The organism is Staphylococcus sp. HMSC34C02 (genome assembly GCF_001838705.1).
In the GTDB taxonomy this organism is placed as follows: Bacteria; Bacillota; Bacilli; order Staphylococcales; family Staphylococcaceae; genus Staphylococcus; species Staphylococcus borealis.
In genome coordinates, this window is the sequence record NZ_KV838558.1 from 1 (window position 1) to 25,998 (window position 25,998).

The following is a 25,998-nucleotide window of genomic DNA, read 5'->3' on the forward strand; positions in this document are numbered from 1 at the left end:
CGGAGTATTGTAAATAAAGAAGCCAGTAAATGAATTTGTTAAAACGCATTTACTGGCTTCTTACTTTTACATTAAAACCAAACACTGTTTCAATTATTTTTGATTACCTTGTGGTCCAGTTTTATATTCATATTTTGATGGATCAATTTTCTTGAAATCAGGGTTGTTGTAGAATCTGAACAAGTCACCATTTAAGACATTGTCACTCATTTCTAAATCTTTCTCAACCTGTTTCTTATTCTTTTCTAAATCTTTAGGTGGCGTTTCTAATAATTCGTTTGTTTTATTAGAATACGCTTTACCATTAACAAATTTATAGTCTTTCGTAATGAAGTCACCATTTCGGAATGGAATGACATCATCATGATCTTTAGACAACATATCCGTACCGAACATTAAGTAGTTTTTAGAATCAATTCCTACTAAATGTAAGATAGTAGGCATAACGTCTACTTGTCCAGCATATGTTTTATCTACTGTACCTTCTTTACCAGGAATTTTAAGCCAGAAACCTGTGCGGTTTAAGTCCATAAATTTCGCTGGCGTAATCTTTTCACCTAATAATTTTTCCATTGCGTTATTATGATTTTCTGAAATACCATAGTGGTCACCATAAATCATAATAACTGAATCATCATATAGACCTTTTTTCTTAAGATCAGTAATATATTCTTCAAGTGCTTGGTCTAAATAATGTGCTGTTTGAATGTAACCATCAACAGTTGAATCACCTGTATTAGGTTTATCAATATCTGCATCTTCTTCACTCAATGTGAATGGGTAATGGTTTGTTAATGTAATTAAGTGTGAATAGAAAGGTCCTTTCATTTTAGATTGATACTCTGCTGACTCTTTAAAGAATGGTTTATCTTTTAAACCTAAGTTGACAATATTGTCATCAGACATATCGTAGTATGTCGCATCATAGAATTTATCAATACCAAAATGTTTATAGACTTGGTCACGGTTCCAGAATGTTTTGTAGTCACCGTGCATAACGTCAGATGTGTAACCTTGCTTTTGGTCTAAAATCGCAGGTAATGATTGGTAAGTATTATCACCTTTCAATGAAAATGCAGAACCCTGTGGTAAACCATAAAGGCTGTTATCCATTGTAAACTCAGCATCTGATGTTTTACCTTGACCTGTTTGGTGGAAGAAGTTTGGATAATATCTAAAATCATCATTGCCCGTTGATAATTTATTTAAGAACGGTGTAACTTCTTTACCATTGACCTTTTTATTGATTAAGAAAGTTTGGAAACTTTCTAAATGTATTTTAATAATATTTTTCTTCTTAGCAACGCCAAAGTACTCTGAATTTGGTGTTGTATTTTTTTGTTTCGTATAATTTAACACTTTAGTTAAATCATCTTCAGAAGCTAATGCTTTTTGTTGGTTATTTTGAATCGTCTTAACACCATCATAAACTGTGAAGTTATATGGACCTAAATATTTCACTAAATATTTATGGTCAAATGTACGTGTTAATAACTCAGGACGGTCTGTTTCAGCAAAAGCTAAATTTAAGAAGAATAATGCTACAGATGCAGCCATTACAACTGGCACAAACTTTTTACTGAAGACACGTTTATCCAACCAACTTCCTTTGAAAATAAGGATGAATAGATAAATAATTGTATCTATAAAGTAAACAAAATCATACCATTTAAATGATGCGCCAACAGCACCACCCATAGACTCAACATTACTTGCTTGGTTAAGCGTACTGAATGTTAAAAAGTCCGAGAAGAATCTAAAGTAAACTACATTTGCATATAGCAAGAATGTTAGTAAAAATCCCCCAATAAAGATGAACCAATATGCTTTTTTCCCTTTAAAGAATAAGAACACACTTAAAATAAGCGCGATTAAACTATATGGATTCATCAATAGTATTAAGTTTTGAACTAGTCCTTTAACACCCAAAGAAAAATCAACATAATATGAAAAATACGTCTTCAATGTCACTGTAAACACAGTCAGTAAGAAAAACGCAAAAAGACTTATTTTCTTTTTGTGTAAACTCATGTATGTTTCCTCCGTTTATAGTTATTCAACTTTGAAGAAATGTTAAAGACTTAACTGAAGACTTAAACACTTACTCAAATATGACCGTTATGCAATTACTTACTCGTTTTTTAATTTCATTTATATTATTTAAATTAATTTAAGCATATACCTTACAAATACATTTTACATTAACGATAGTTCATCAATAAATCGCATTCCCAATGCGCACTATACGTCTGTAATTATTTATGTATATTATGTTGGATGCTATTCTATGTCATCATTAATGGCATATTAACAAATCATGAACTTTGTAATATTATTGTAATATTGCCCGTAGTTCAATATATAAATATATAGTATTTTTACTCATTTATCAAGAAAAAGCATTTTAATATAACGACGCTTTCATTGTTTGTTACAAAATATTGTCCCATTAAGACGATTCACTGATTTATTCATTATAGCTTCTTAATTGCATTTTTTAATCAGACCATAGTCCGACATAAATTATAAGTACTTTATTTAAGTATGTTGACCTTCATATATCATGTCTTATTTCATCATTTCTAATTGCATTCTGTATTCAATTCCGTGAAATAGCTGATTCATCCAATTACTAAATTTCACAACATTCTTTTCAGCAGTTTCTATATCAATAAATTGGAACTTCAAACGTGAGCCTTGTGGCTTCTGAGCAAGCTTAGTTAAATGGTAGCTTGCAATTGTACCAATTTGAGGATAACTTCCGATTGTATAATGATCATTTAATAAGATGATAGGTGTACCATCTCGCTTAACTTGAATCGTTCCCCTTTTAACTGATTGATGTGCTGGCATATCGTCGTAATATGCTTTGATCTTCTCACCATCTAGTAACATACCAACACGATTTGATTTATTCGTCACTTTATATTCTCCTCTAATAAAGTGAGATTGCGTTTCTTTATCAAAATCTTCTGTCCCTTTGTTGGCAATAACATGAAACACATCAGAAACATAGTTAAATGACAGTGCATAACCGTCTATACCCCAATCAGTGGTACGTTTTTCTTTTAAATTTTCAAATAACTTTTGATGACGTTCTGTATAGTGTCGTTTCATTTCTACTTCATCGCCATTTTCAAGTTTACGTCCGTGATAACCGCCGATTTTAACATTTAAATCTGTTGATGTTGATCCTAGCCAATCATCTAATTTGAATCCGCCACCGATTGCAAGATACACACGTGACGTTTTATTTGTTTCTTTAAAAGACAGGACGTCTCCTTTATCTAAAAGGTATAATTTATACGGTTTTACTTGCATAGTTTGCGTGTAAGCTTCAAAGTTATGACCTGTTAAAGCAATTAATGTAGGCTCAGTAAATCGAATTTTAGCCATAATGTGTGTCATTTCAAGCGTTGCTTCATTTTTATTATTAGCAACTAAACGATTTGCAATTTCATGACCTAGTGTGTCTAACGCACCACACGGAATAACACCTGCATATTCATATCCATGACGTCCAAAATCTTGAAAGCTACTAAACAATCCGGCTTTTTCTATTATGATTGACATGGTTTAAATTCTCCTAATTCAATATCTTTGCGTTTCTGTGGTTTAAAAATAACATTGTCTCCTAATTTTAACAGTGTAAAATCATCTTTTTCAGGAGTGAATAATGTCATTGGCGTGTACCCTATCACTAACCAATCGTTATAGGTATCAGTTGTTACGATGCCGCACTTTTTCCCTTCAATAATAACTGAACCTGCAGTGACAAGCTTCTTCTTTTTACTCGTATGATTAACGTACAATGCTTCATTCATTCCAGTTAAATATGGGAAACCCGGTGCATAGCCCATCATAGACACAAAATACGGTTTATCAGAATGTAATTGAACAAATTCATCTTGAGTTAACTTGTAATACTTTAATAAATCCGGTAAGTCTGGACCAAACTCGTCACCATAAATAATAGGAATTTCATAGGTCGTGCTTTCATCTTTACACGTTTCTAATTGTTTTAATTCTTCTTGTATTGAAGTGACTAATGCCTTCATATATTGAAAAGGTGAAGCAATATTATGATGTTTAATCATATCTCGAGCATCATAGCAAATCATCATATCTGATTCAGTAGGCACAATTTCTGTGATAAATGGTAATGCTTTCTTTAATAAATGATAACGTACTGCGATTAATTCAGTTGTTACATTTTTAGATACATCCTTTTCAACCGCAATTACAATTGCTTGATCTCCTTGACTATAAATCTTCATAACGCCACCTCAAAGTAATCATATTTAGTGATGGTAAAATATATTTAGAAATTCCACCACATAGGGCATGATTGATTTAATTAACAAATAAACGAATACACATTGAATTAAAACGGTAACGGTTGCAACGACACGTGCCTTAATGAGTGCATTATTTTTTAAATATCGATCTGCTAAATATTTACTTACCACATTTAAAATCACAATTATTGCAACCCATAATATAGTCATAGCTCACTCCGTTAGTTCATTGTTATCAATCAATTCGCATATACTTCCCATATTATTTTATAGATAAATAGATACATCGGCAACCTCTCGTAAACTATTTAATAAATAGATACGAATCTGTTGTTTCTGTATTTTGTCGATGAGTTCTGATTTAGTATAGTCTTTAATAACCAGTTTGCCTTGGTCCAAAAGGCTTTGACGCATACATCCTAATAAAAAATCATGATCATACCTTGGTGTATAACACACACCAGCTTCTTCTATCATGATATTACCAATATCAAACTCCAGAATTTTATCAGTTTCATCATACAATAATACTAAATCTGTCTCATGATTGTGTGCTAAGTGTTGTCGTTGTGATGTCTTATTAATAACGTATTGGTCATTGCAATTCGACTGTGCTTGTTTAAATTTAGCCGTAAATAATGTTTTAGAAGGTAGGGGCTTAATCATATGGTCTATTTGGCCGGATTTATCGATTTCTATTTTCAGTCTATAGATTCCTTTGGGATGATGACTTATAACCTCATTGACGCGTTGCATCCAGACCTCTTTTGAAAATGAATACCCTAATCGTTCGCATGACTGTTGCACTCGTGTCATATGATATTGAAGTCTAGGAATCTTACCATTATCGAGGCGCATCGTTTCAAACAATTTCATCTATAGCATCTCCAATATCTTTGTTTTATCTCGAAACTCTTGAACTTCTTTTTCGGGTACCGAATCAATCGTAATCCCTGCACCTACACCATAGTGAACTTGATCATTTCGATACTCAAGCGTACGAATAGGTATATTAAATATCATTTTATCATCCGGACATAATAAACCGATTGTGCCACAATAAATGTATCTAGGATGTGGCTCGAGCGCTTTAATATACGCCATCGTATTGCGCTTTGGTGCCCCTGTAATGGAACCACAAGGGAATAATGCTTTTAAAATATCCGTGAGACGCACGTCATCTTGCAAGTGACCTGTAACCATACTCGTCATTTGATAAACGGTCTTATAGGTTTCAATAAAAAATGGCTTGTTTACGTGGATCGTTCCAGGTTTACAAATTCTGGAAATGTCATTGCGCAATAAATCGACAATCATAACATTTTCAGCACGATCTTTAAGTGAATGCTTCAATGTGTCATAATTCTTTAAATCTTCATCGTCGTCATTGCTACGTGGCATAGTACCTTTCATTGGTTTACTTACAACTACATTTTTATGATGATTAAATTCACCTTTTTGGAAGAATAATTCAGGAGAAATAGAAGCAACTTTAACCTCTTCTACATCTAATAAAGCAGTGTAACCACCATTATTCGTTTGCGTTAAATAATAATATAAATCAGCTATCGGATAATATACATCACTCACTAAACGTGTTGTATAGTTCACTTGATACGTTTCGCCTTCAATAATTGCATCCTGAACGTGTTTAATTTTGTCTTCCATTTGTGCATCACTCTCCATGAATCGAAAGTGATGTTTAGGGATGTACTGTTGACTTGGTTGTTCAGGTGACGTCTCAGCCATACTCGGACTAAAACTATATGCTAATGCTACGATTTGATGTGCTTCCAATTCATGTGTTGCCATATGGTGATTAAAATAACTTGCCGCTTCATATGGCAGATACAATGCCACATACCGTCCTTGTGCTTGCTCAGCCTGCGCAAATTGAATAACTTTACCGACCTCTTCCAGTGTATATGCCACCATTTTTGAGACGTACGTGTTAAAGCGCACTGCTATCGTTTCAAAATGATCAGGCGTTGTATAGTAACGATAATTAAACGTGATGTCCATAGTTTACGCGCCCACCTTTTCCAAAAATAATCGTATTTGCTCATGTCCGTATTCACTTAAAATCGATTCAGGGTGATACTGAACGCCAAATATAGGATAGTGTTTATGTTCAAACGCCATTAAAATCCCCTCATCATTATGGGCGGAAATATTTAAAGACGCAGGAATATGTGTTTGATCCGCAATGAGTGAATGATAGCGCATTACTTTGAATGCTTGAGGAAGCCCTTTAAATAATCCTGTTTCATTATGCGTTAATGGCGTTGTATGACCATGAACCGGCTTTGCGCCATGTACAATTGCGCCCCCATAATATTCGTACAGAAATTGAAAGCCTAAACAAACACCTAATATAGGTACTTCCCCCTCAAACTGATTCATAATTTCCGTTAAAATAGGATAATCACTCGGTTTACCCGGTCCTGGCGAGATAACAATAGCCTCTACATTAGATGCCCTTATTTGCTCAACGGATACTTGATCCACTTCGTATACAACGATCTCATGCGCTGTCTCTGTCTTAAAATAGTCTATCAAATTATATGTAAATGAATCTTTATTATCTATAACTATAATCATGCATGTCGCTCCAACTCTATGTTAAATAACTTCATCTCTTACCTTATTATAAATATTAAACTTTTGAAAATGTAAGGGTTTACCTTTATATTGTACTAAATTATAACTTGATTTTAAGAAATGAATGTATTACGCTAACTAGCGTACAAAAACTCAAAAGAGGTTCCTAGCTGAAACCCTCTATAAAAAACTAGACAATTTACGAAATATTTAGTTTGAAAGTTAATTTTCTTTTATATAACTGATTACAATGTTTCTAAGTCTATCTTTTTTATAGAGATAGACTTTTTTTATGTTCTCATGGCTAGGTTAGAGACGGCATAAAGTATCATTCTAATCTTTTCAAAAAGGAGAATATTCATGACAAACAAAGATTTAAATAAGGATAAAGCAATTGTAGTATTTAGCGGCGGGCAAGACAGTACGACGTGCTTATTTTACGCTAAAAAGCATTTTAAGGAAGTTGAACTTGTAACATTTAATTACGGTCAACGTCATGATACAGAAATTGAAGTTGCGACACGTATCGCTAAAGAACAAAACTTAAAACATCATATATTAGATATGTCATTATTATCGCAATTAACTCCAAATGCCTTAACACAACATGATATGGACATTGAAACGGGCGAAGATGGGATTCCGAATACCTTTGTACCAGCACGTAATTTATTATTCTTATCATTTGCTGGCGCATTAGCATATCAACGCAATGCTAAACATATCATTACAGGGGTGTGTGAAACAGACTTTTCTGGTTATCCAGATTGCCGTGATAGCTTTATTAAATCTATGAATGTAACACTTAGTTTATCTATGGATAAAGATTTCGTTATCCATACGCCTTTAATGTGGTTAGATAAATCACAAACTTGGGAACTTAGCGACAAATTGGGTGTGCTAGATTATATCCGATACAATACACTGACATGCTACAACGGCATTATTGGAGATGGTTGTGGCGAATGCCCTGCATGTCATTTACGCCAACGTGGCCTACAACACTATTTAGAAACTAAAGGAGCGAATTAAAATGATGCAACAACTTTACCCAACTGTTAATCATCCCTATAGTTTTGAACTTAATAAAGATTTTAACTTTTCAGCGGCGCACTACATCCCAAGCGAAGATGCTGGTAAATGTATGAGAACACATGGGCATACTTATTTTGTCAATTTAACAATTGCTGGGGATCACTTGGACCACAATGGTTTCTTAATTAATTTCAGTGAATTAAAAAAATTAATCCATGATCAATTTGACCACTATCTGTTAAATGACTTACCTCAATTTAAAGATAAAAGTCCTTCAACAGAGGTTGTGGCACAAACGATATATAAAATGGTACAAACACACCTCCAAAGCTACGATAATCACCCGCAATGTGTGCAAGTCTACTTACGTGAAACACCAACAAGTTATGTAGTATATCGTCCAAAGGAGTTTAAATAATGACAGCTAAAATTCCAGTACTTGAAATTTTCGGACCTACGATTCAAGGTGAGGGACGTGTTATCGGTCGTAAAACAATGTTTGTTAGAACTGCAGGTTGTGATTATCGTTGTAGTTGGTGTGACTCTGCTTTCACCTGGGATGGCAGTGCCAAGGAAGATATTCAATTAATGTCTGCTGAAGAAATTTATCATCAGCTAAAAGCGATTGGTGGTGATTGTTTCGATCATGTTACGATTTCTGGTGGTAATCCGGCACTCATTAAAGGGATACAAGAATTAGTTGATCTATTTGAAGAGAAACAGATTTATACCGCATTAGAAACACAAGGAAGCAAATTCCAACCGTGGATGAGACAAATTAACGACTTAACCATTAGTCCTAAACCACCAAGTTCTAATATGACTCCTAACATTGACATACTAGATAGCGTCATTGAACAATGTATTGCTTCAACACTTAATTTAAAGGTCGTTATTTTTGATGATGCAGATTATGATTTCGCTAAAATGATACATCATCGCTACCCAAATATTCCTTTTTACTTACAAGTTGGTAATCCATACTTAGATGATGATGTAGACAATCATACCGATAAACTTTTAAATCGATATGAAACATTAGTTGATAAGGTTATGACGAGTGATGATATGAACCGTGTCTATGTTTTACCACAGCTACACACACTCTTATGGAGCAACAAAAAAGGCGTTTAATCATTCCATTATAAATGAAAAATATTTTCTAAGTGTTTTGAAATGATTAAGTTTGTTTTAATTGGTATAATGTTCTAATGAACTATGTGAGATAGGAGTACAGCATGATTATATATGTATTGATTAATATCGCCGTTGTGCTTGGCATACTCGGCTTTGACTTATATAAGCACCAATTCAAACAACTCAAATTCAGCTCCGTATTAATCGTTATAGCGATTAACGCTTTAATTAATGCTATTGTCATTGACAAATTTAACTTTATAACATTAAGTTCAATTGCCTTTTTTATAGGTTGGATGGGACTGCAATATTATTTGAATCATCAATACTATACTTTTATGATTTCCGAATATAAATCGATTGCTTTAATATTTTCGATTATTGTAAGTTGTTCATTATTTATCACTTATGGTTCAAGTGATCAATCAATTTACATGTCCGTTCCATATTTAGCACCAACCATATTTTTAATAGGCGCAAGTGCAATATTTTTAGGTACCTTTTCTAAAGGTGAACTTGGCATATTTAAATTCATCAACAAACTCAAGTTTCCAATTATGATTGGCTACATGCTTATTATTATGTCTATTGTATTATTAACGATTTTGACACCTTTTTGGTATGTTTTCTTAGTTATATATGTACTATTTGGTGTTTATCTTGCTTGGCAGTTGAAACACGCTAAATTAAAACAACATTTAACACACAAATAAACGCTTGAAGTTCTTATTAATGAAACTTCAAGCGTTTATTCTATTTAATGTACTTTTTCCTTTTCCTGCTCAACTAATTTGAGATCGTAGGAAGGTTCTTTTAAATTTGATGCTTGCACAATGTATTTAGGTCTTTGCTTAACCTCATAATAAATACGACCAATATATTCTCCTACCACACCTATAGACATTAATTGAATGCCACCAATGAGTAGGACTGCTGCTATCGTTGTAAAATAACCTGGATTATTAATACCATTTACCATGATACCTATCAACAAATATAGGATATAAACAATACTTAAACTGAATATAGTCATTCCAAGGTAAATCATCGCACGTAAAGGTTTATTATTAAATGAAATGAGCCCGTCAATGCCATAGTTTAGTAATTTCGTGAATGTCCATTTAGAATGACCGGCTTCACGTTCAACATTTTGATATGTAAAGATTTTCGTATTATAACCTATCCATTCAAATAAACCTTTTGAAAAACGATTATATTCTTTAAGTGAAGCAATTGATTTAACTGCGCGTTGACTTAATAATCTAAAGTCTCCGACACCATCTATAAATTCAATATCCTCGACAAAACTGTTAATCAATTTATAGTATAGCTTTGTCATTGATTTCCGAGCGATATTTTCTCCAGTTCTATCACGCTTAGCGATAACCTGGTCATAGCCCTCTTTAAATCCCTCTATCATTTGTGGAATAAATTCAGGTGGATGTTGTAAATCCCCATCTACCATCACTACAGCATCACATTGTACACTATGTTGAAAACCAGCTATCATTGCTGATTCTTTACCGAAATTTCGGCTGAAAGAAATATATTTAACATGTTGGTCTTCGCTTGCTAAATGTTGGACATGGTCGATCGTATTATCTTTACTGCCATCATCGACAAACAATAGGTCATAATCATACCCTTTGTCCAAACTATCTTCCATCAAAATTTCAGTCAATTTGTCGTACGTTTTTGTTACGACTTCACCTTCGTTAAAACAAGGCACAATGACTCTGATTTTCATTAAATTACATCCTTTTCATCATTCTTATTACTATTTTATCAATAAAATTGGCAACTATTCTACTAAAAACTATGCAATTAACAAATAATTAATAAAAATTAAATGAAAACAATACAATTATTCTATATTTTATCTATCCAATTGAATTAAAGAGACAATGCTATTTCAAATCGCCTATGCTAACATCATCAGGGTCTTTACCTTGGCGCGCGTTACGATTTAAACTATCAATTTCTGCGATTTCTGTAAGTTCTAAGTTAAAGTCAAATATATTATGATTTTCTCGAATACGTGATGGTGTTTTAGATTTTGGAATAACAATACGATTATGCGCAATATGCCAACGCAATACGATTTGTGCTGGTGTCTTATCGTATTGTTTTGCTAATTTAGTAATTGTTGGGTCTTCTAGTAAACCTCTGTTTCTCATTAATGGCATCCATGCTGTCACAACAATATCATGTTTATCACAGTAATCTTGAACATCTTGTTGATTAAAGTAAGGATGAACTTCAATTTGATTGACTTGAGGAACAATAGTCGTTTCACGCATCAATGTTTCTAAATGATGCACTTTAAAATTACATACACCTATCGCTTTCACTTTACCTTCTTCATATAATTTTTCTAGTGCTTTATACGTTTCAATATAAAGTTGATCGTTCTCACAAGGCCAATGAATTAAATATAAATCGATATAGTCTAAACCTAAATTGTCTAATGAGCGATTAAAATACTCAAGTGTACGGTCATACCCTTGGTGATCATTCCATAATTTTGTTGTAATAAATAAGTCTTCACGAGGTACGCCACTATTTTTTAATGCTTTTCCAAGTGCCTCTTCATTCTTGTAAAAATATGCTGTATCAAATGCACGATAACCATCGTCTATTGCAGCCTGAATCGCTGTTTCCATTTCTTCATCTGAGACTTTATAAACACCTAAGCCGATTTTTGGCATTGGATAACCATTATTTAAAATTTGTGTATCATTAACCATTCTATCTTCTCCTGACTTTTCTATTAATGCTTTACATTATCATCATTTAGGATAACTCAATTGTAATAGGATAGACAAATAAATCGTATGTAATTTAAATATACAGAAGAAGGGAGCAGGACAGAATTTTTAATTCGTCGTCCCACTCCCAGCTTGATTTAAGCGCCTTCTCAGTTCAGTCAACTACTGCGAATTTGCCAAGTAGCATTATCATAGTATCTATGTCTCAAATGCTACTTTATTAATCATTTTAAATTAGTCATGTGTTTCGTCTTTTTTATCTTTTTTGTCTTCATTTTCATCTTCATCTCCACCGAATGTTGGTCGATTATCGATGAATTCATATTTAAGTACAACCCAAACTAATTGATGGTTATCCATTTCAGATACTATCCAACGATCGTATTGCGTATCGATATGATCTTCAACTTGTAGGTTAGTGTTATGGGCTTGAAGCCAACCACCTATAGTATCAATGTCTTCTGAATCTTCAAACTCAATGTCGAATTGTTCATTTAAGTCATCCAATAGAACGCGGCCATTAATTTGGTAAGTGTCATCGCCTAATTTAACAATGTCATTCACCTCATCATCGTCAAATTCATCTCGAATTTCACCTACGATTTCTTCAAGAATATCTTCCATTGTTAAAATACCAGCTGTACCACCGTATTCATCAATAATTAAACTGATATGTACGTGTTCACGTTGCATTCTAACTAATGCATCACTAATGCGTGTTGTTTCTGAAATCATTGGCAGTTCATGGATGTAATTGTTAATTTTAATCGGTTTACCAGAAGCGTATTCTGTTAAAAATTCTTTAACATTGATGAAACCTTTGATATGGTCTTTATCTCCGTCTTCAGTAATTGGGTAACGCGTAAATTGATGTTCTTTAATCGTCTCTAATAATTCATCAACATTAAATGGTTCATTTAAAGTCACCATTTGAGTACGTGGTACCATGATATCTTTTGCATGTCTTTCATCAAATTGAAAGATATTTTGCATATAGTTTAATTCTGTTTGGTTGATTTCACCACCATTATAACTGTTGTTAATAATGATCTTAATTTCTTCTTCAGACATAGCATCTGTTTGAGCATCAGGATCAACGCCTAACATTCTAATAATTACACGTGCTGAACCATTCATTAACCAGATTAAAGGTTTCATTATATTACCAAAGTAATACAATGGTCTTGCGTATGTTAACGCTAACTTCTCGGTATGCTGAATCGCAATCGATTTCGGTGCTAATTCACCTAATACAACGTGTAAATAAGTTACGACTATGAATGAAATTACAAATGAAATCGTTGTAGTTAATGCATCAGGTAATTGTAATAAATTAAAAATAGGATGCAACAATTTCTCAAATGTCGGTTCTCCTAACCAACCTAATCCTAAAGAAGTAACTGTAATACCTAATTGACAGGCTGATAAATAATAGTCAAGGTTTGCAATCATCTTTTTGACAATTTTAGCACCACGATTACCCTCTTCAGCGAGTTGTTCAATACGCGTTGAACGCACTTTAACTAATGCAAACTCCGATCCTACGAATACTGTTGTTAATGCGATTAATAGAAAGAATATTACTAAATTTATTATGGTCACTGTTTCCAATTAATTCCCTATTTCTAGGGATTCACCTCCAAATATTATGTGTCCCATATGGGTAACACGGATTTATTGTGTTTTGCTTATTAACAATATATGCACATGTTAAGACCTTCCCATTGCGACACCCCCGAAAAAATGTATTACTTTTATTTTATCATATATCAATTACAAATAGTTGATTGTAACCCTTTTGATTAAAAAGTTACAACTTATCATTTAAAACTAATATTGCGTAATAGTCAAGAAAGGTAAGCGTAAAGTGACAGAAACCAACGTACAATGAACTAACATACAAAAACGGTACCTTAATTGAAGTACTTTTGCCGGTCATTAAATTTCCATATTTAAAGCTTAAGACTTTATTACGCATTCACTTGCCTTCTTATTCTATATTCTCATATGTTTACCCATTTTTGTATGTTTTAACATTCATTATTCAATAAATTAAACGATTTAGTTGAATGGGAGTGGGGCAGCATTCTTTTAAATTCGTCGTCCACTCCCAACTTGCTTTGCTTATATCATTTCTTGATTAAATTTTATTTGCTATGCAGGCCCACAAAAATGACTAGAACCGAGAAAGCTTACGCCTTCTCGGTTCTGTTAGCTACTGCAAATTTGCAAAATAGCATCGTTATATTATTTATATCATAAACTCTTATCGCATCTATTCATCCATAGCTTTTGATGCTTCAATTTCATTTTCAGTAACTTTTGGTTTTAATAAACCATACATAATTGCTGAAACAAGTGTACCAACAATCAATGCAATTAATGTTTGTAAAATATGACTAAAGTCTGTTGCTGCAATTACGATAATACCACCATGTGGTGCATTGATACTTGAACCAAGTGCTAATGCAATTGCACCACCTACACCTGAACCAACCATCATTGATGGAATCACACGTAATGGGTCAGCTGCTGCAAATGGAATGGCACCCTCAGTGATAAATGATAAGCCCATTACATAGTTAGGCACGATAGAACCGCGTTGTTCTTTAGTGAATTTACGTTTAAAGAATAACATCGCTGTAGCAATTGCTAATGGTGGAATCATACCACCAACCATTGCTGCCGTAATTGGTGCTGCATTACCTTCTGTTAATGCGGCTGTCGCGAATACATAGGCTGCTTTGTTAAATGGTCCACCCATATCGATGGCCATCATAGCACCAATAACTAATCCAAGTAATACAATGTTAGAACCTGATAAGTTATTTAAACCGTTAAGCAATAAGTTATTTAACCACGCTGCTGGCGGGTTGAATGCATATATCATTAATAATCCTGTGATTGTTACACTTAATAATGGATAAATTAACGTTGGTTTTAAACCTTCAACTGCTTGTGGTAAACCACGCGTAATATATTTAATACCTTGAGTTAAGTAACCTGCTAAGAAACCTGCAATGATACCGCCAATGAACCCAGAACCACCAGAAATAGCTAACATACCACCTACTAAACCGGCTGCAAATCCTGGTTTATCAGCAATACTACGTGCAATGAAACCAGATAAAATTGGAATAATTAAAGCAAAGGCACTTTTATTACCAATATTCCATAATTGTTCAGCAAAGGCGTTATGTTCAGCACTTTTTGGATCAAATGAGTTCGCACCGAATAAGAATACGATTGCCATTAAGATACCACCAGCAATAACAAGCGGTAACATATTGGATACACCATTCATTAAGTGTTTGTAGAATGCTTTACCAAAGCTTTGTTTTTCATTACTTTCACTATCTTTTGATTTTGAACTTCCACCGCGTGCAACAAATGGTTTACGGCTTGTATCTAACGCTGTATTAATGAGTTCCTCTGGTCGTTTAATACCATCAGCTACGGGTACTTCTACAACATTTTTACCATCGAAACGATCTGTTTCCACATGTACATCTGCTGCAACAATAATACCTGTTGCGCGGTCTATATCTTGTTGTGTGATATGGTTTTTAATACCGCCTGAGCCATTTGTTTCAACTTTCATTTTAATGCCCATTTTGTCGGCTTGCTTTTTCAATGCATCACGAGCCATGTACGTATGTGCAATACCTGTAGGACATGCCGTTACTGCTAATACGTATGGTTCATTTGAATCTGCCACATTACCGCTACCTGCTACAGCTCCTGATGAAGCCGCTTGTTCTTGCGCTTCTTGTTCTTCTTCTTTTGTAGCCTCGTCATCCGCATTATCGATAATTTGTAAGACTTCTTCGTGCGAATTAGCGTGCAATAGATTTTCTCTCACTTTATCATCCATTAAAATGCCTGATAATTTCGCAAGTGCATCTAAATGTGTTTGCGCACCACCTTCTGGTGCAGCAATCATAAAGAATAAATGTGCTGGTTGACCATCTAAACTTTGATAATCAACGCCCGCTTTAGATTTACCAAACGCAATAGCTGGAGATTTAACCGCTGCCACTTTTGCGTGTGGAATGGCGATACCTTCACCTATACCAGTAGTACTTTGAGATTCACGATTGTGAATGGCCTCCTTAAATTGTGCAATATCACTTAATTTCCCAGCTTTATCTAATTGATTTACTAATTCTTCGATAACGCCATTTTTATCATTTGCTGCCAAGTCCATTGCTATGGTTTCTTTAGTTAGTAGTTCTGTTATTCTCATTTATTTCACTCCCCATCAAGTAACGTCACTGTAACTTGTGATTTTATTTTTTCAATACCTTCTTTTGTTGCCAAGTCCTCTGTAAATGCTGTAGCTGTTCCTGAAGCGACTGCTTGTCTAAATGATTCCTCAAGTGTCAATCCTGATTCAAGACCAGCGACCATACCTGCAACAGTACTATCGCCTGAACCCACTGTATTGATCACCGTACCTTTAGGGTTTTGAGCTTTAATACTACGTTCGTTATCAATATAAATCGCACCATCTCCGCCTAAAGATATAATGACTGATTGTGCGCCTTCTTTTAAGATTTCACGACCATATTTAACAACATCTTGGTCACTTTCTACAGTCATATCAAACATTTCTTCTAATTCATCCTTATTAGGTTTAATAAATAATGGTTTGTATTTTAATACTGTATTCACTAAATCTTTTTCAGCATCGACCACTAATTTTGCTCCCGTTTGCTGTGTGATTTCAGCAATCTGCGCATAAGCATCACTTGGAATACTCTTTGGCACACTGCCAGCAACAATTACGGTATCTTCGTTCGTTGTCTGTTTAATTTGATTTAATAATGCTTGAAATTGATCATCTGTGATTGATGGCCCAGGTGCATTAATTTCTGTTTCATCTCCAGACTTCAATTTGACATTAATACGCGTATCTTCATCTACTTTAATAAAGTCCGTTTTAATGTGGCTTTTTTCGAGTGTTTGTGCAATAAACGCTCCAGGAAAACCACCAGCAAATCCTAATGCAGTAGATGAAACACCTAAAGTTTTTAATACACGTGAAACATTAATACCTTTCCCACCTGCAAATTTATAAGTAGATGTCGCTCTGTTTAATCCTTTTAATTCAAAGCCATCAGTAAACATAATGTAATCTATCGATGGATTGAATGTAACTGTATAAATCATGATTAACCTCCAATGAATGCATATTTCTCTTTATATTTACTAAAATTTAAATGTGCTACTGTTTGTTTAGCTATGATCATTTCAACATGGTTATCACTAATTGGAACGTGCGCAAAATAAACAGCACCTATTTTTGAATGATCAAGTAAAACATATGATTGATTTGCTTGTTCCATAGCCTTTTCTTTAATTAATGCCTCTTTTTCATCTGGGGTTGTTAGACCGTGTTTTAAATCTAAACCATTCATTCCAAGAAATGCTTTATCAAAGCAATAACGACTTAATGTATCAAGTGCACTGGCACCTACAGTTGCAAGTGTTGTTTCTTTAACTTGTCCACCTATCATTAATGTTTTAATGCCTTGCTTAAGCAACTTTTCAACATGGGTTAACCCATTTGTAACCACTACGATATTTCGCGCTTTTATAAATGGAATCATTTCAATTGTTGATGAACCAGCATCCATAAAAATGCAGTCATTGTCTTGAATGTGTTTGGCTGCAATTTGACCAATAACTCTTTTTTCTTTTAGATTTCGAGACATTTTATCCGACAGAATCGGCTCATTATTTCTATTACTATTTAATGTTGCTCCTCCATGAACTCTTTGAAGTCGACCTTGTTGTTGCAATTTCGATAAATCTCTTCTAACAGTTGAAGCGCTGCAACCTGTTCGCTCTATTAATTCTTGGAGTGTAAGAAAATCTTTTTTTCTTAATTCCTGAAGTATTAAGTCGTGTCTTTTTTCAGAAATCATATAACCACCCCGCTTCACCTCACATTATAATGTGTACGCTTACAATTTTCAATCAAAAATCGTCAAAAACAATCAAAAACATTCATTTCAATTTAAAAATTAACAGATATTACACAATTTGTCATCCCATTGGTAATATCTGTCACTATATTGCTATTTTTGAACGATGTCTTCTAATTGAGCATTTGTCATTGACACTAAATCTTCTAGTTGCAATACAATTTGAACACCTCGTTGCCCACCACTCACTATAATTTTGTCTCGTAACGATGCAGATTGATCAATCGTCGTTGGGAATAAATGTTTCATACCTATTGGAGAACACCCACCACGTATATAACCAGTCACTTGTTTTAAATGATCTAATGGCATAAGTTGTAATTTCTTTTCATTAACAACATGTGCCGCTACTTTCATATCTAATGAGCCACTTACTGGAACTACAAACACAAAATGCTCGTGCGCAGTGTTTTCTAATACAAGTGTTTTAAAAACATCTTGGACATTTTCACCGACGAGTTCTGCAACGCGTTCGCCATCCATATGACCTTCTTCAACTTCAAATGTTTTGACTTCATAATCTATTTTGGCTCTGTCTAACATACGCATTGCATTTGTTTTCTTGTGTTTCATTCACATTCACCTCTATTCATCTTTACCTATTATATTACTACCTTGCTATAAAAAATAAAAATAGCGCTCTTCTCTACTATTAGAAAAGGCGCTATCATTGTGCGTTATTTGATGTTGTTTCTATTTTACCCGTTTTATTTACTGCGATATTGCTATTTGGCGATGAATGATGTGTATTCAATTGATACGTAATATCTTGATTGGTTTCACCGCTACGCTCTAAATTAACAACTTTGCCGTATTGGTGATTTGTATAATTTTGAGCAATGATTCTACATTCTTCTGAAGAGTATTCATGTTTGTTGCGCTTGTCGTTATCTCGCGTAGTTGAATCTAATTTATTATAATGTGCTTCTATTTTACGTTCATTGACGTCTTTTTCTGATGCTTTAGCAGTGTGACTTGCCGTTATATTTAACATTTTCTCTGCTACAGAAACATTATTCATCTTTGAAAATGTAGAAATCGTTTGATGTACTTTAGCTAAGGCATTTTGATTCGTAGCTATGAATAATAAAAACGCTAAACAAATTGATAGAATAACAGCTACCATACCTAAAAGTATGTTTTTTAAATTCATCTCCTTACCCACATTTCTCTCTAAATTTTTATTTATCTTAACATATAAATTGAGTAAAAATAATTATGTAGACTGCAATTTAAAATAACTGTAATCTTTGTAATACTTCTATTAATAAACGACGCTATATTGTTACAATTTAACAACCTAAATGTAAAAATAAGCAATGACATCATCATTTAATCCTTTAAAAACGAATAATGTCATTGCTTATTAGATTTAATATTCATATTATCATTTTTTGCGACTATTAATTATTTCGCAGCACGTTTTCGACGTCTTGTGGCTTGGAGTGCTTTTTCAACAAAAATAATCACTATACCAAACAACATGACTATAATAGCCATATACAATGGGAACTCTACGTTAACATCAAACAAGGCACCTGCCACTAACGGGCCAACAAAGTTCCCCATACTTGTAAATGTGGAGTTTAAACCACCAGCAAAACCTTGACGATTGCCTGCAATATTTGAGTAATAATTGGTAAGTGCAGGACGGATTAAATCGAAACCAATGAAAACAATGAAACTAATAAACATGATTGTCCAGTAGCTATGTGACACTATCAACAAGCCAAGCACAATCGCTGAATATAGTAATGACCAAATAATAAAGGTTAATTCAGTCATATATTTCATAAATTTATCAAAGAAGAAGACTTGGAATAGCGCTCCGGCCACACCGCCTCCAACAATTGCGATGGATATATCTCTTGGCGTATAGTTAGCTTTTTCAGCTGTATATAAAGAGAATAAAGTTTCAAATGCTGATAGTCCAAAAGCTAATACCAGCGTCAAAATAATTGGTGTAATAAATACTTTCCAGTTAATTTTAGTAAATACTTCCGGCTCAATTGTTGTGAAACCATCTGTTGTTTCTTTGCGTGGATTATGAATTAATATTAAAGACATGATAAAGGCTACTACACCCAATGCACCCGCAAAGTAAAATGGCGCACGATGTGAGAATTCTGCTAAAAATCCTCCAATTCCTGGACCTAAAATAAAACCTGAATTAATAATGGCTGACATATATCCGAAATTCTTTGCTTTGTCTTTTGCTGGTGAGATATCTGCAATCATACCTGTTACACCAGGCATAACCATTCCAGCACTAAAACCACCTAATATACGGGAAGCAATGAGCACAGGAAAATGATGACCAATCGCAAATAGAAATTCAGATATAGCAAATAAAACTAAACCAATGCAGATAATTAATTTTTTACCAAGTTTGTCGGCCATCGTACCGCCAAATGGTGAAATAATCATTTGAGACAAGGCAAACACTGCTACCAATATACCTAAGTCACTACCTTTTAGGCCTAAATCCTTTAAGTATACAGGAAGTACAGGTATAACCAATCCGATACCTACAAAGATTAAGAAAATATTGAAGTACAATGTAAATAATTGTTTTTTCATGATGACACCTCATTTCATAAATAATTGGTAAATTCAATCGTCTCATTTAAATTTAATCTTGCTTTTGATTCAATTTAAACGAGCAATGTACAATGACATAGTTGAAAATTACATAATATTAGGACATTGTATACTATTTAACTTCTATATTACAATAGTAAAATTTAAATTCTAAGCAATTAAACTTACTGGCTAGTATAATAGATGTAACTAATCAAATTGAGGTGACAATGATGAAATATAAAAAAGATGGTCAAACGTTTCTTTTAGTACTAGATAAAGGCGAAGATATTGTAGAAGCTGTTACACAATTTGCTGTGGAACAAGAAATGAAATTTGGATCAGTCAGTGGTATCGGTGCCTGTGATAATGTAACACTCAATTTTTATAATTTAGATAGTCAAAAATATGAAGCACGTGAAATTAAAGAACCTTTAGAATTAACAAGTTTACTTGGCAATATTTCTCACATAGATGATAAACCATTTGCCCATTTACACGGTACCTTTGGCACACGTGATTTCCAAACGTTAAGTGGTCATCTAACTCAAGCTGTGGTATCAGCTACTGCAGAAATCGTAATCCAAATGACAAACTTAGATATTAATCGCACACATGATGAAGAAACTGGATTAAACTTATTAAGACCTTAATACAACGATAATAACCCATAGATAGCCTATTTAGTTACGCATCTATGGGTTATTTATATCTTCCTTCATTTTTTACAATGATTCATGCTACCTATTTAGATAAGATAAATGCTTTATTATTTGATTACCATTTAAGTAACCTTTATTATTAATCATTGACTAACAAAAATGAACATTTAGTTTTAAAGAAAGTAGTGTATAACATGACTTCGCGTTATATTGCCAGACTCTATTTTATAATCCTTTTCACATTCTCATTATTTGAAACACGTGTTTTTAACTTTATGAGCTTAAATCTATTTTTAGCATATATTCCATTTGAATTATGCTTACTATTACACTTATTCAAACCAAGAAAAAATTATGAGTGGCCACTCTTTATCGTATTTGGTTTGATTTTTATATTACTAGTACCTAATACATTTTATATGCTGACAGATTTAATTCATTTAAATCAATTCACATTTGATTTTTATGTTCGATTAAATATTATGGAATGGCTATATTTCACCTACATATTACTAGGTGTTTTCTTAGCAATGTATTGTATGATTCTTATTTTTATAAATATTATGCATTTTACTACAAAAGTATGGCTTAATCGGACTTTAATTATTGTTCTTATGTTTTTAAATGGTTTAGGAATTTATATGGGACGCTTTTTACGATTCCATACTGTTCATTTAATTACTGAACCATTCACAATCATTCATCAAGTGATCACGTCTTTAAATACACAGACCATTACCTTTATTTTACTAATGGTTCTATTACAAACCGTTATCATTATCTTTGTGAAAGGAGTGAGAGTTGCTAAATGATTGGGCATATGTTTATTCTTTTTCTCATTATTATATTGTTACAACTCATTATCGGTCATTTCTTTCATAAAAATGGTTTCAGCATGACACATAGCATTCTCCTCATGCTATTACCATTAGGGATTGGTTTGTATCTTATTCAAATCTTTTATTATGAACGTCACTATCCTAATTGGGAAGTGCCACTTGATATCAAATTAAGATTAAAATACATGTATATCATCACTTTCTTAGAATATGTGGCGGTTTATATTTGCTTATTCGCTTTAAAATAAACTCAAAGCCTAGAACATTAAGACTAAGCAAATATGAAAAAAGTCTTATTTTTCAAATGCTACGAAAATCTAGAAATGAAATATAAATCATGTTGTAACGGGCCCCTAATTATAGAATGTTTCGAAGGAAAATTTTATATTAGGGGTCCTTCGGCAAAGATGACTAGATTTGAAAGAAGCTTGATTGAAGCATCATTTCAACTTAGTCAGCCACTGCCAAAACAATAAAGTGGGCTGAAATAATTTGTTTTATTCCAGGCCCACTTCAATTATTTTAAATTTGCTTAAATACTGACATCACATGTGCTCTCGCTTCTTTATGATCCACTAAAGGCTTGGGATAGTCTTGTCCCAATTTAATTTCTTCTTGTTCCAATGCTTCTTCATGTTTGAAAGGTTCGTGTAAATATTTAGCAGTAACATCATTTAACTGTGGTATATAGGTCTTAATATATAATGCGTCCTTATCAAATCGTTCACTTTGACGACTTGGATTAAACATTCTGAAATATGGCGCAGCATCTGTTCCAGTTGAAGCAGACCACTGCCATCCATGTACATTGGACGCAGAGTCGAAATCAATTAATCGTCTTCTGAAATAATCTTCCCCCCACGTCCAATCTATAAATAAATCTTTCGTTAGGAACTGAGAAACGACCATTCTCATTCTATTATGCATAAATCCAGTTTGATTTAACTCAGACATAGCTGCATCAACAATTGGAAAACCCGTTTGTCCTTCACACCAACATTTAAAATTATTTTTATTATATGACCATTGAATATCACGATACTTCTCATTGAACGCCTTATGCGCAGTATGTGGATAATGGGTCATTAATACATAATAAAATTCTCTAAACATAAGCTCTCTGATAAATTGTTCAATATTATGTTCATCCTCTTCATAAGCCTCTAACAATTGTGTAACAATTTGCTTAATATCTATTAAGCCATAAGCTAACACAATGCTGAGTTGGCTTGTTAAGACTTCAGGTAAATATTCACGATTGGTTTCATAATTTTGTATATCTTGCTCGATGTAGTTATTCCAATTGCTTATAGCCTGTGATTCTGAAAGACCCTTATTTGAATAATCTTGTTTTAGTGTTTGCTGCGATTTGACACATAAGTGTGACAAATCACGTAGTTCGTAATTATATGATTCATGTTGTCTAAGTTTAGAGCGATGTGCCTTGTAAAAACTCGTAAAGACTTTGTAAGGTTCACCTTGTTTATTCATCGTTGTGCTTGGTTTGAAATAGTGATTTGCACGAACGGTAGTAACCGTAATATTGTATTTGTTGAAAGCCTTTTTCAAATGACGAATGTCATAACTTTCATGATGATAGCTCATAATATCCCCAGCAATGACAACTTCGTCGATGCCCTTATCAGAACAAAAATCTCCTAATTCACGATAATCTAATAAAAACGGCTCGATATCGTATTGATGAAGTGCTTCAAGAAATGATTGCAAGACACCATAATAGTAATTTGCTTTCATTTCTGTACCATCTTCTTCAAATATTTCCTGTGGAATAATGAGATAACATTTCTCAATATCTTCTTTATTTTGATTTATATATTCAAATAATGGATTATTATGAATTCTAAAAACGCGATTAAGTATTACACCAATAGTCATTATTTCACTCCTGTTATTAAAGGTTCATTAACTTTACCCTTTTTCTAACAATTTAAAATCCGCTTCATAGGATGACAATTTCAAAGAACGTGTCACACTTAAACAAGTCCTAACCATTTCCAATAAGTCAAACTAAAAATTAGTACCAAGATATACGCAATAATCGTTAGCGGCACACCAGTCTTCAAGAAGTCTTTGACTGTAAATGTCCCTGTTCCATAGGCAAGCATATTTTGTGGTGCACTCACAGGTAATAAGAACCCAAAGCTAATAACAAATTGTTGAATTAACACAAACCCAATCGATTGATCACCTAAATGTAATGTTGCTGTAAGTGATATAAAGACCGGAATAAGTGCAGATGATAGACTGGTTGCACTCGCAAACCCAAGATGAATCAAGATATTGAATAACGTTATTAGTGCAATCGTAGCGATTAATGGCATGTGTTGTAATCCCATAAGCCCAAATGTTTTATCACTCAGCCATTGTGCAGCACCTGTTTTTAATAAAACATTACCTAATGAAATTCCTACACCGAAGACAATAATAGTTCCCCAAGGTATTGTTTTTTCTACACCTTTCCATGTAATCACACCAATCTTAGGCGTCAACATAATACCTAAAGCTATTAAAGTAATGGACGCAGAGTCTATGGGATGTAAGACCTTCTCAGTAGACCAGAAAAAGAGTAACAATACAGAAATAATAATAAGTCGCCATTCTCTATAAGAAACAGGTCCTAATTGATCTAATTCTGCTTTTATTAATTCTTTACCCCCTTCGATTTCTTTATGTTCAGGTGGCATTACTTTCATCATGACAAAGAATAATGCAATGGACATAAGTATAGACCATGGCGCCGCATATAAGAACCATTCGCCCCATGATACGTCATGTCCTAAGTTCTGGTTAATAAAATTTGTCGCTACGATATTTTGTGCAGCTGCAGTTTTTATGCCTATATTCCAAATGGAAACAGCTTGAACTGCAGTAATAATTAAAAGGGAGGCCAGTTTACTTTCTTTTGAAACTTTGAATGCAGCAATCATTCCTAATAAGATTGGTACAACGGCACCTGCTCTAGCAGTAGCTGAAGGAACAAAGAAAGCAAGTAATATTGAAACCAAGATAGCACCAATCACAATGTTTCGTGTTTTATTGCCAACAATAGATAACACGAGTAATGCTAAACGTTTGTGTAATTGTGTTTCTTGCATAGCCGCAGCTAAAAATAATGCTGCCGCAACTAATGCAACCGCAGATGTGGAGAAGCCACTAAAGGCATGCGTCAATGCATTCCCAGTACCTAGCCAATCTGCGCCAGACAAGATTTTATCTCCTTCTTTTGGATTACCTAACTTCTCTGACAGCTGTTGAACCGGACTAAATCCACAAATCAAAATAATTAAACCTAGTATCATCGTTGCTGATACTGGATATGTTACAGCTTCTGTCACCCACATAATGACCGCAAACGCTAAGATTGCTAGCGCGCCTTTAGCCATAATCGGTAAACCTGCTGGTGTTGGTAATACTAAGATGATGAATAAAACAGCAAAACTGATTATAATCCAAAGTGGCTTATAACCACTTTTACGTTTCTTTTCTTTGTCATGCTTTAAAAGATTATCATTGCCCTGTATTGATTGTACTTTCTTCATAATTACCCCTCCCTCAATTCGTCAATGTCAGTATATCAAGAAAGCGCTTTATCAAAGGCGATTATATGATAAAATACACAAAATAGTCACTTTTCAGACAATTAGAAACAAAAAAACTTTGCGATAAACATTTAATTGCTTATCACAAAGTTCATATCATTTAACATGTATTTACCTAACTAAAAATTTCACGATTTAGTCCAAAAACATATAATAATGTAAAGAATGTAGCTGCGCTTAGAATGGTTAAGATTAAGGATAAAATCAACGTCCGTTTAAAACGATTAATGAATGCGATAAATAAAATCCCTAAATTATAAGCGAAAAAGAGTCCAAATAAAACCATTGTTACTTTAATATTGGTATAAAATATATTAAACAGCAGTACGATAATAGCAAAAATTGTATATGGAATCGTAATCCATCTAAATTCAAAGCGAATTTGCTTCGCACGTTTATCTTCGTTATTCATGGTCAAACCCTCCTATGTTCAATTATAAATGATTAAAAAGCAAACGCCTATGTCAT

Annotated in this window: 26 protein-coding genes and 1 riboswitch; of the genes, 7 read left to right on the forward strand and 19 right to left on the reverse strand. The window is 33.5% G+C overall.

Annotated features, from left to right (window positions below):
* Nucleotides 1-93: 93 nt before the first annotated feature.
* From ltaS to HMPREF3239_RS01170, 7 genes are all read right to left on the reverse strand, one after another.
* Entirely contained in the window at nucleotides 94-2,031 is a 1,938-nt protein-coding gene (ltaS, locus tag HMPREF3239_RS01145; protein WP_053029960.1) for a polyglycerol-phosphate lipoteichoic acid synthase LtaS, read from the reverse strand.
* Nucleotides 2,032-2,568: 537 nt separating this feature from the next.
* Complete coding sequence (locus HMPREF3239_RS01150) at nucleotides 2,569-3,573, reverse strand: 5-oxoprolinase subunit C family protein (protein ID WP_053029961.1); 1,005 nt, start codon at nucleotides 3,571-3,573, stop codon at nucleotides 2,569-2,571.
* Complete coding sequence (locus HMPREF3239_RS01155) at nucleotides 3,561-4,277, reverse strand: 5-oxoprolinase subunit B family protein (protein ID WP_053029962.1); 717 nt, start codon at nucleotides 4,275-4,277, stop codon at nucleotides 3,561-3,563. Before HMPREF3239_RS01155 ends, HMPREF3239_RS01150 begins: the two co-directional genes overlap by 13 nt.
* A gap of 24 nt (nucleotides 4,278-4,301) precedes the next feature.
* On the reverse strand, nucleotides 4,302-4,508 hold the full coding sequence (locus tag HMPREF3239_RS11950; protein WP_053029963.1) for a hypothetical protein: 207 nt from the start codon (nucleotides 4,506-4,508) through the stop codon (nucleotides 4,302-4,304).
* Between the two features lie 57 nt (nucleotides 4,509-4,565).
* Nucleotides 4,566-5,174 (reverse strand): aminotransferase class IV, encoded by a 609-nt coding sequence (locus HMPREF3239_RS01160; RefSeq protein WP_070854448.1) that lies wholly within the window; start codon nucleotides 5,172-5,174, stop codon nucleotides 4,566-4,568.
* Nucleotides 5,175-6,320 (reverse strand): chorismate-binding protein, encoded by a 1,146-nt coding sequence (locus tag HMPREF3239_RS01165; RefSeq protein WP_070854450.1) that lies wholly within the window; start codon nucleotides 6,318-6,320, stop codon nucleotides 5,175-5,177.
* A 3-nt stretch (nucleotides 6,321-6,323) separates the two neighbouring features.
* Nucleotides 6,324-6,899 (reverse strand): anthranilate synthase component II, encoded by a 576-nt coding sequence (locus HMPREF3239_RS01170; protein ID WP_070854452.1) that lies wholly within the window; start codon nucleotides 6,897-6,899, stop codon nucleotides 6,324-6,326.
* 153 nt (nucleotides 6,900-7,052) lie between these two features.
* A riboswitch (PreQ1 riboswitch) is annotated at nucleotides 7,053-7,099 on the forward strand.
* 160 nt (nucleotides 7,100-7,259) lie between these two features.
* Between HMPREF3239_RS01170 and queC the strand changes: the two genes are divergently transcribed.
* The 4 genes from queC to HMPREF3239_RS01190 all read left to right on the forward strand — a co-directional run bounded on the left by queC (nucleotide 7,260) and on the right by HMPREF3239_RS01190 (nucleotide 9,784).
* Nucleotides 7,260-7,931, forward strand: a complete 672-nt coding sequence (gene queC / locus HMPREF3239_RS01175; RefSeq protein WP_053029967.1) for a 7-cyano-7-deazaguanine synthase QueC — start codon at nucleotides 7,260-7,262, stop codon at nucleotides 7,929-7,931.
* Between the two features lies 1 nt (nucleotide 7,932).
* Entirely contained in the window at nucleotides 7,933-8,352 is a 420-nt protein-coding gene (queD, locus tag HMPREF3239_RS01180; protein ID WP_053029968.1) for a 6-carboxytetrahydropterin synthase QueD, read from the forward strand.
* Entirely contained in the window at nucleotides 8,352-9,068 is a 717-nt protein-coding gene (queE, locus tag HMPREF3239_RS01185) for a 7-carboxy-7-deazaguanine synthase QueE (protein ID WP_053029969.1), read from the forward strand. Before queD ends, queE begins: the two co-directional genes overlap by 1 nt.
* Nucleotides 9,069-9,172: 104 nt before the next feature.
* Nucleotides 9,173-9,784: a hypothetical protein gene (locus HMPREF3239_RS01190; RefSeq protein WP_070854454.1), complete on the forward strand. Its 612-nt coding sequence runs from the start codon at nucleotides 9,173-9,175 to the stop codon at nucleotides 9,782-9,784.
* Between the two features lie 44 nt (nucleotides 9,785-9,828).
* Here the strand turns inward: HMPREF3239_RS01190 and HMPREF3239_RS01195 are convergent, their stop codons facing one another.
* The 9 genes from HMPREF3239_RS01195 to norA all read right to left on the reverse strand — a co-directional run bounded on the left by HMPREF3239_RS01195 (nucleotide 9,829) and on the right by norA (nucleotide 20,409).
* Entirely contained in the window at nucleotides 9,829-10,818 is a 990-nt protein-coding gene (locus HMPREF3239_RS01195; protein ID WP_053029971.1) for a glycosyltransferase family 2 protein, read from the reverse strand.
* Nucleotides 10,819-10,978: 160 nt separating this feature from the next.
* The gene (locus HMPREF3239_RS01200; RefSeq protein ID WP_070854456.1) at nucleotides 10,979-11,818 is read right to left on the reverse strand and encodes an aldo/keto reductase; all 840 of its coding nucleotides are present in this window, start codon (nucleotides 11,816-11,818) and stop codon (nucleotides 10,979-10,981) included.
* 255 nt (nucleotides 11,819-12,073) lie between these two features.
* Complete coding sequence (locus HMPREF3239_RS01205) at nucleotides 12,074-13,450, reverse strand: hemolysin family protein (protein WP_053029973.1); 1,377 nt, start codon at nucleotides 13,448-13,450, stop codon at nucleotides 12,074-12,076.
* A 664-nt stretch (nucleotides 13,451-14,114) separates the two neighbouring features.
* A complete protein-coding gene (locus tag HMPREF3239_RS01210; RefSeq protein WP_053029974.1) occupies nucleotides 14,115-16,085 on the reverse strand; it encodes a PTS fructose transporter subunit IIABC in 1,971 nt (656 codons plus the stop codon).
* A 5-nt stretch (nucleotides 16,086-16,090) separates the two neighbouring features.
* A complete protein-coding gene (gene pfkB, locus HMPREF3239_RS01215; protein ID WP_070854457.1) occupies nucleotides 16,091-17,011 on the reverse strand; it encodes a 1-phosphofructokinase in 921 nt (306 codons plus the stop codon).
* A 2-nt stretch (nucleotides 17,012-17,013) separates the two neighbouring features.
* Nucleotides 17,014-17,769 carry a DeoR/GlpR family DNA-binding transcription regulator gene (locus HMPREF3239_RS01220; RefSeq protein ID WP_070854459.1) on the reverse strand — a complete coding sequence of 252 codons (756 nt, stop codon included), beginning with the start codon at nucleotides 17,767-17,769 and terminating at the stop codon, nucleotides 17,014-17,016.
* Between the two features lie 153 nt (nucleotides 17,770-17,922).
* Nucleotides 17,923-18,402: a Cys-tRNA(Pro) deacylase gene (ybaK, locus tag HMPREF3239_RS01225; RefSeq protein WP_070854461.1), complete on the reverse strand. Its 480-nt coding sequence runs from the start codon at nucleotides 18,400-18,402 to the stop codon at nucleotides 17,923-17,925.
* A gap of 94 nt (nucleotides 18,403-18,496) precedes the next feature.
* On the reverse strand, nucleotides 18,497-18,982 hold the full coding sequence (locus HMPREF3239_RS01230; RefSeq protein WP_070854462.1) for a hypothetical protein: 486 nt from the start codon (nucleotides 18,980-18,982) through the stop codon (nucleotides 18,497-18,499).
* A 254-nt stretch (nucleotides 18,983-19,236) separates the two neighbouring features.
* Nucleotides 19,237-20,409 carry a multidrug efflux MFS transporter NorA gene (gene norA / locus HMPREF3239_RS01235; RefSeq protein WP_053029979.1) on the reverse strand — a complete coding sequence of 391 codons (1,173 nt, stop codon included), beginning with the start codon at nucleotides 20,407-20,409 and terminating at the stop codon, nucleotides 19,237-19,239.
* A gap of 233 nt (nucleotides 20,410-20,642) precedes the next feature.
* Between norA and HMPREF3239_RS01240 the strand changes: the two genes are divergently transcribed.
* From HMPREF3239_RS01240 to HMPREF3239_RS01250, 3 genes are all read left to right on the forward strand, one after another.
* Nucleotides 20,643-21,062: a PPC domain-containing DNA-binding protein gene (locus HMPREF3239_RS01240; RefSeq protein ID WP_070854464.1), complete on the forward strand. Its 420-nt coding sequence runs from the start codon at nucleotides 20,643-20,645 to the stop codon at nucleotides 21,060-21,062.
* A gap of 203 nt (nucleotides 21,063-21,265) precedes the next feature.
* Nucleotides 21,266-21,883, forward strand: a complete 618-nt coding sequence (locus HMPREF3239_RS01245; protein ID WP_070854466.1) for a DUF1361 domain-containing protein — start codon at nucleotides 21,266-21,268, stop codon at nucleotides 21,881-21,883.
* The gene (locus tag HMPREF3239_RS01250; RefSeq protein WP_070854468.1) at nucleotides 21,880-22,158 is read left to right on the forward strand and encodes a hypothetical protein; all 279 of its coding nucleotides are present in this window, start codon (nucleotides 21,880-21,882) and stop codon (nucleotides 22,156-22,158) included. The genes HMPREF3239_RS01245 and HMPREF3239_RS01250 overlap by 4 nt, the downstream gene beginning before the upstream one ends.
* 274 nt (nucleotides 22,159-22,432) lie before the next feature.
* On the opposite strand, the gene HMPREF3239_RS01255 is transcribed toward HMPREF3239_RS01250, so the two are convergent.
* From HMPREF3239_RS01255 to HMPREF3239_RS01265, 3 genes are all read right to left on the reverse strand, one after another.
* Nucleotides 22,433-23,806, reverse strand: a complete 1,374-nt coding sequence (locus tag HMPREF3239_RS01255; protein WP_070854470.1) for a cryptochrome/photolyase family protein — start codon at nucleotides 23,804-23,806, stop codon at nucleotides 22,433-22,435.
* 98 nt (nucleotides 23,807-23,904) lie between these two features.
* Complete coding sequence (locus HMPREF3239_RS01260; protein WP_070854472.1) at nucleotides 23,905-25,470, reverse strand: SLC13 family permease; 1,566 nt, start codon at nucleotides 25,468-25,470, stop codon at nucleotides 23,905-23,907.
* Between the two features lie 175 nt (nucleotides 25,471-25,645).
* Nucleotides 25,646-25,942, reverse strand: a complete 297-nt coding sequence (locus tag HMPREF3239_RS01265) for a hypothetical protein (RefSeq protein ID WP_070854474.1) — start codon at nucleotides 25,940-25,942, stop codon at nucleotides 25,646-25,648.
* Nucleotides 25,943-25,998: the final 56 nt, after the last annotated feature.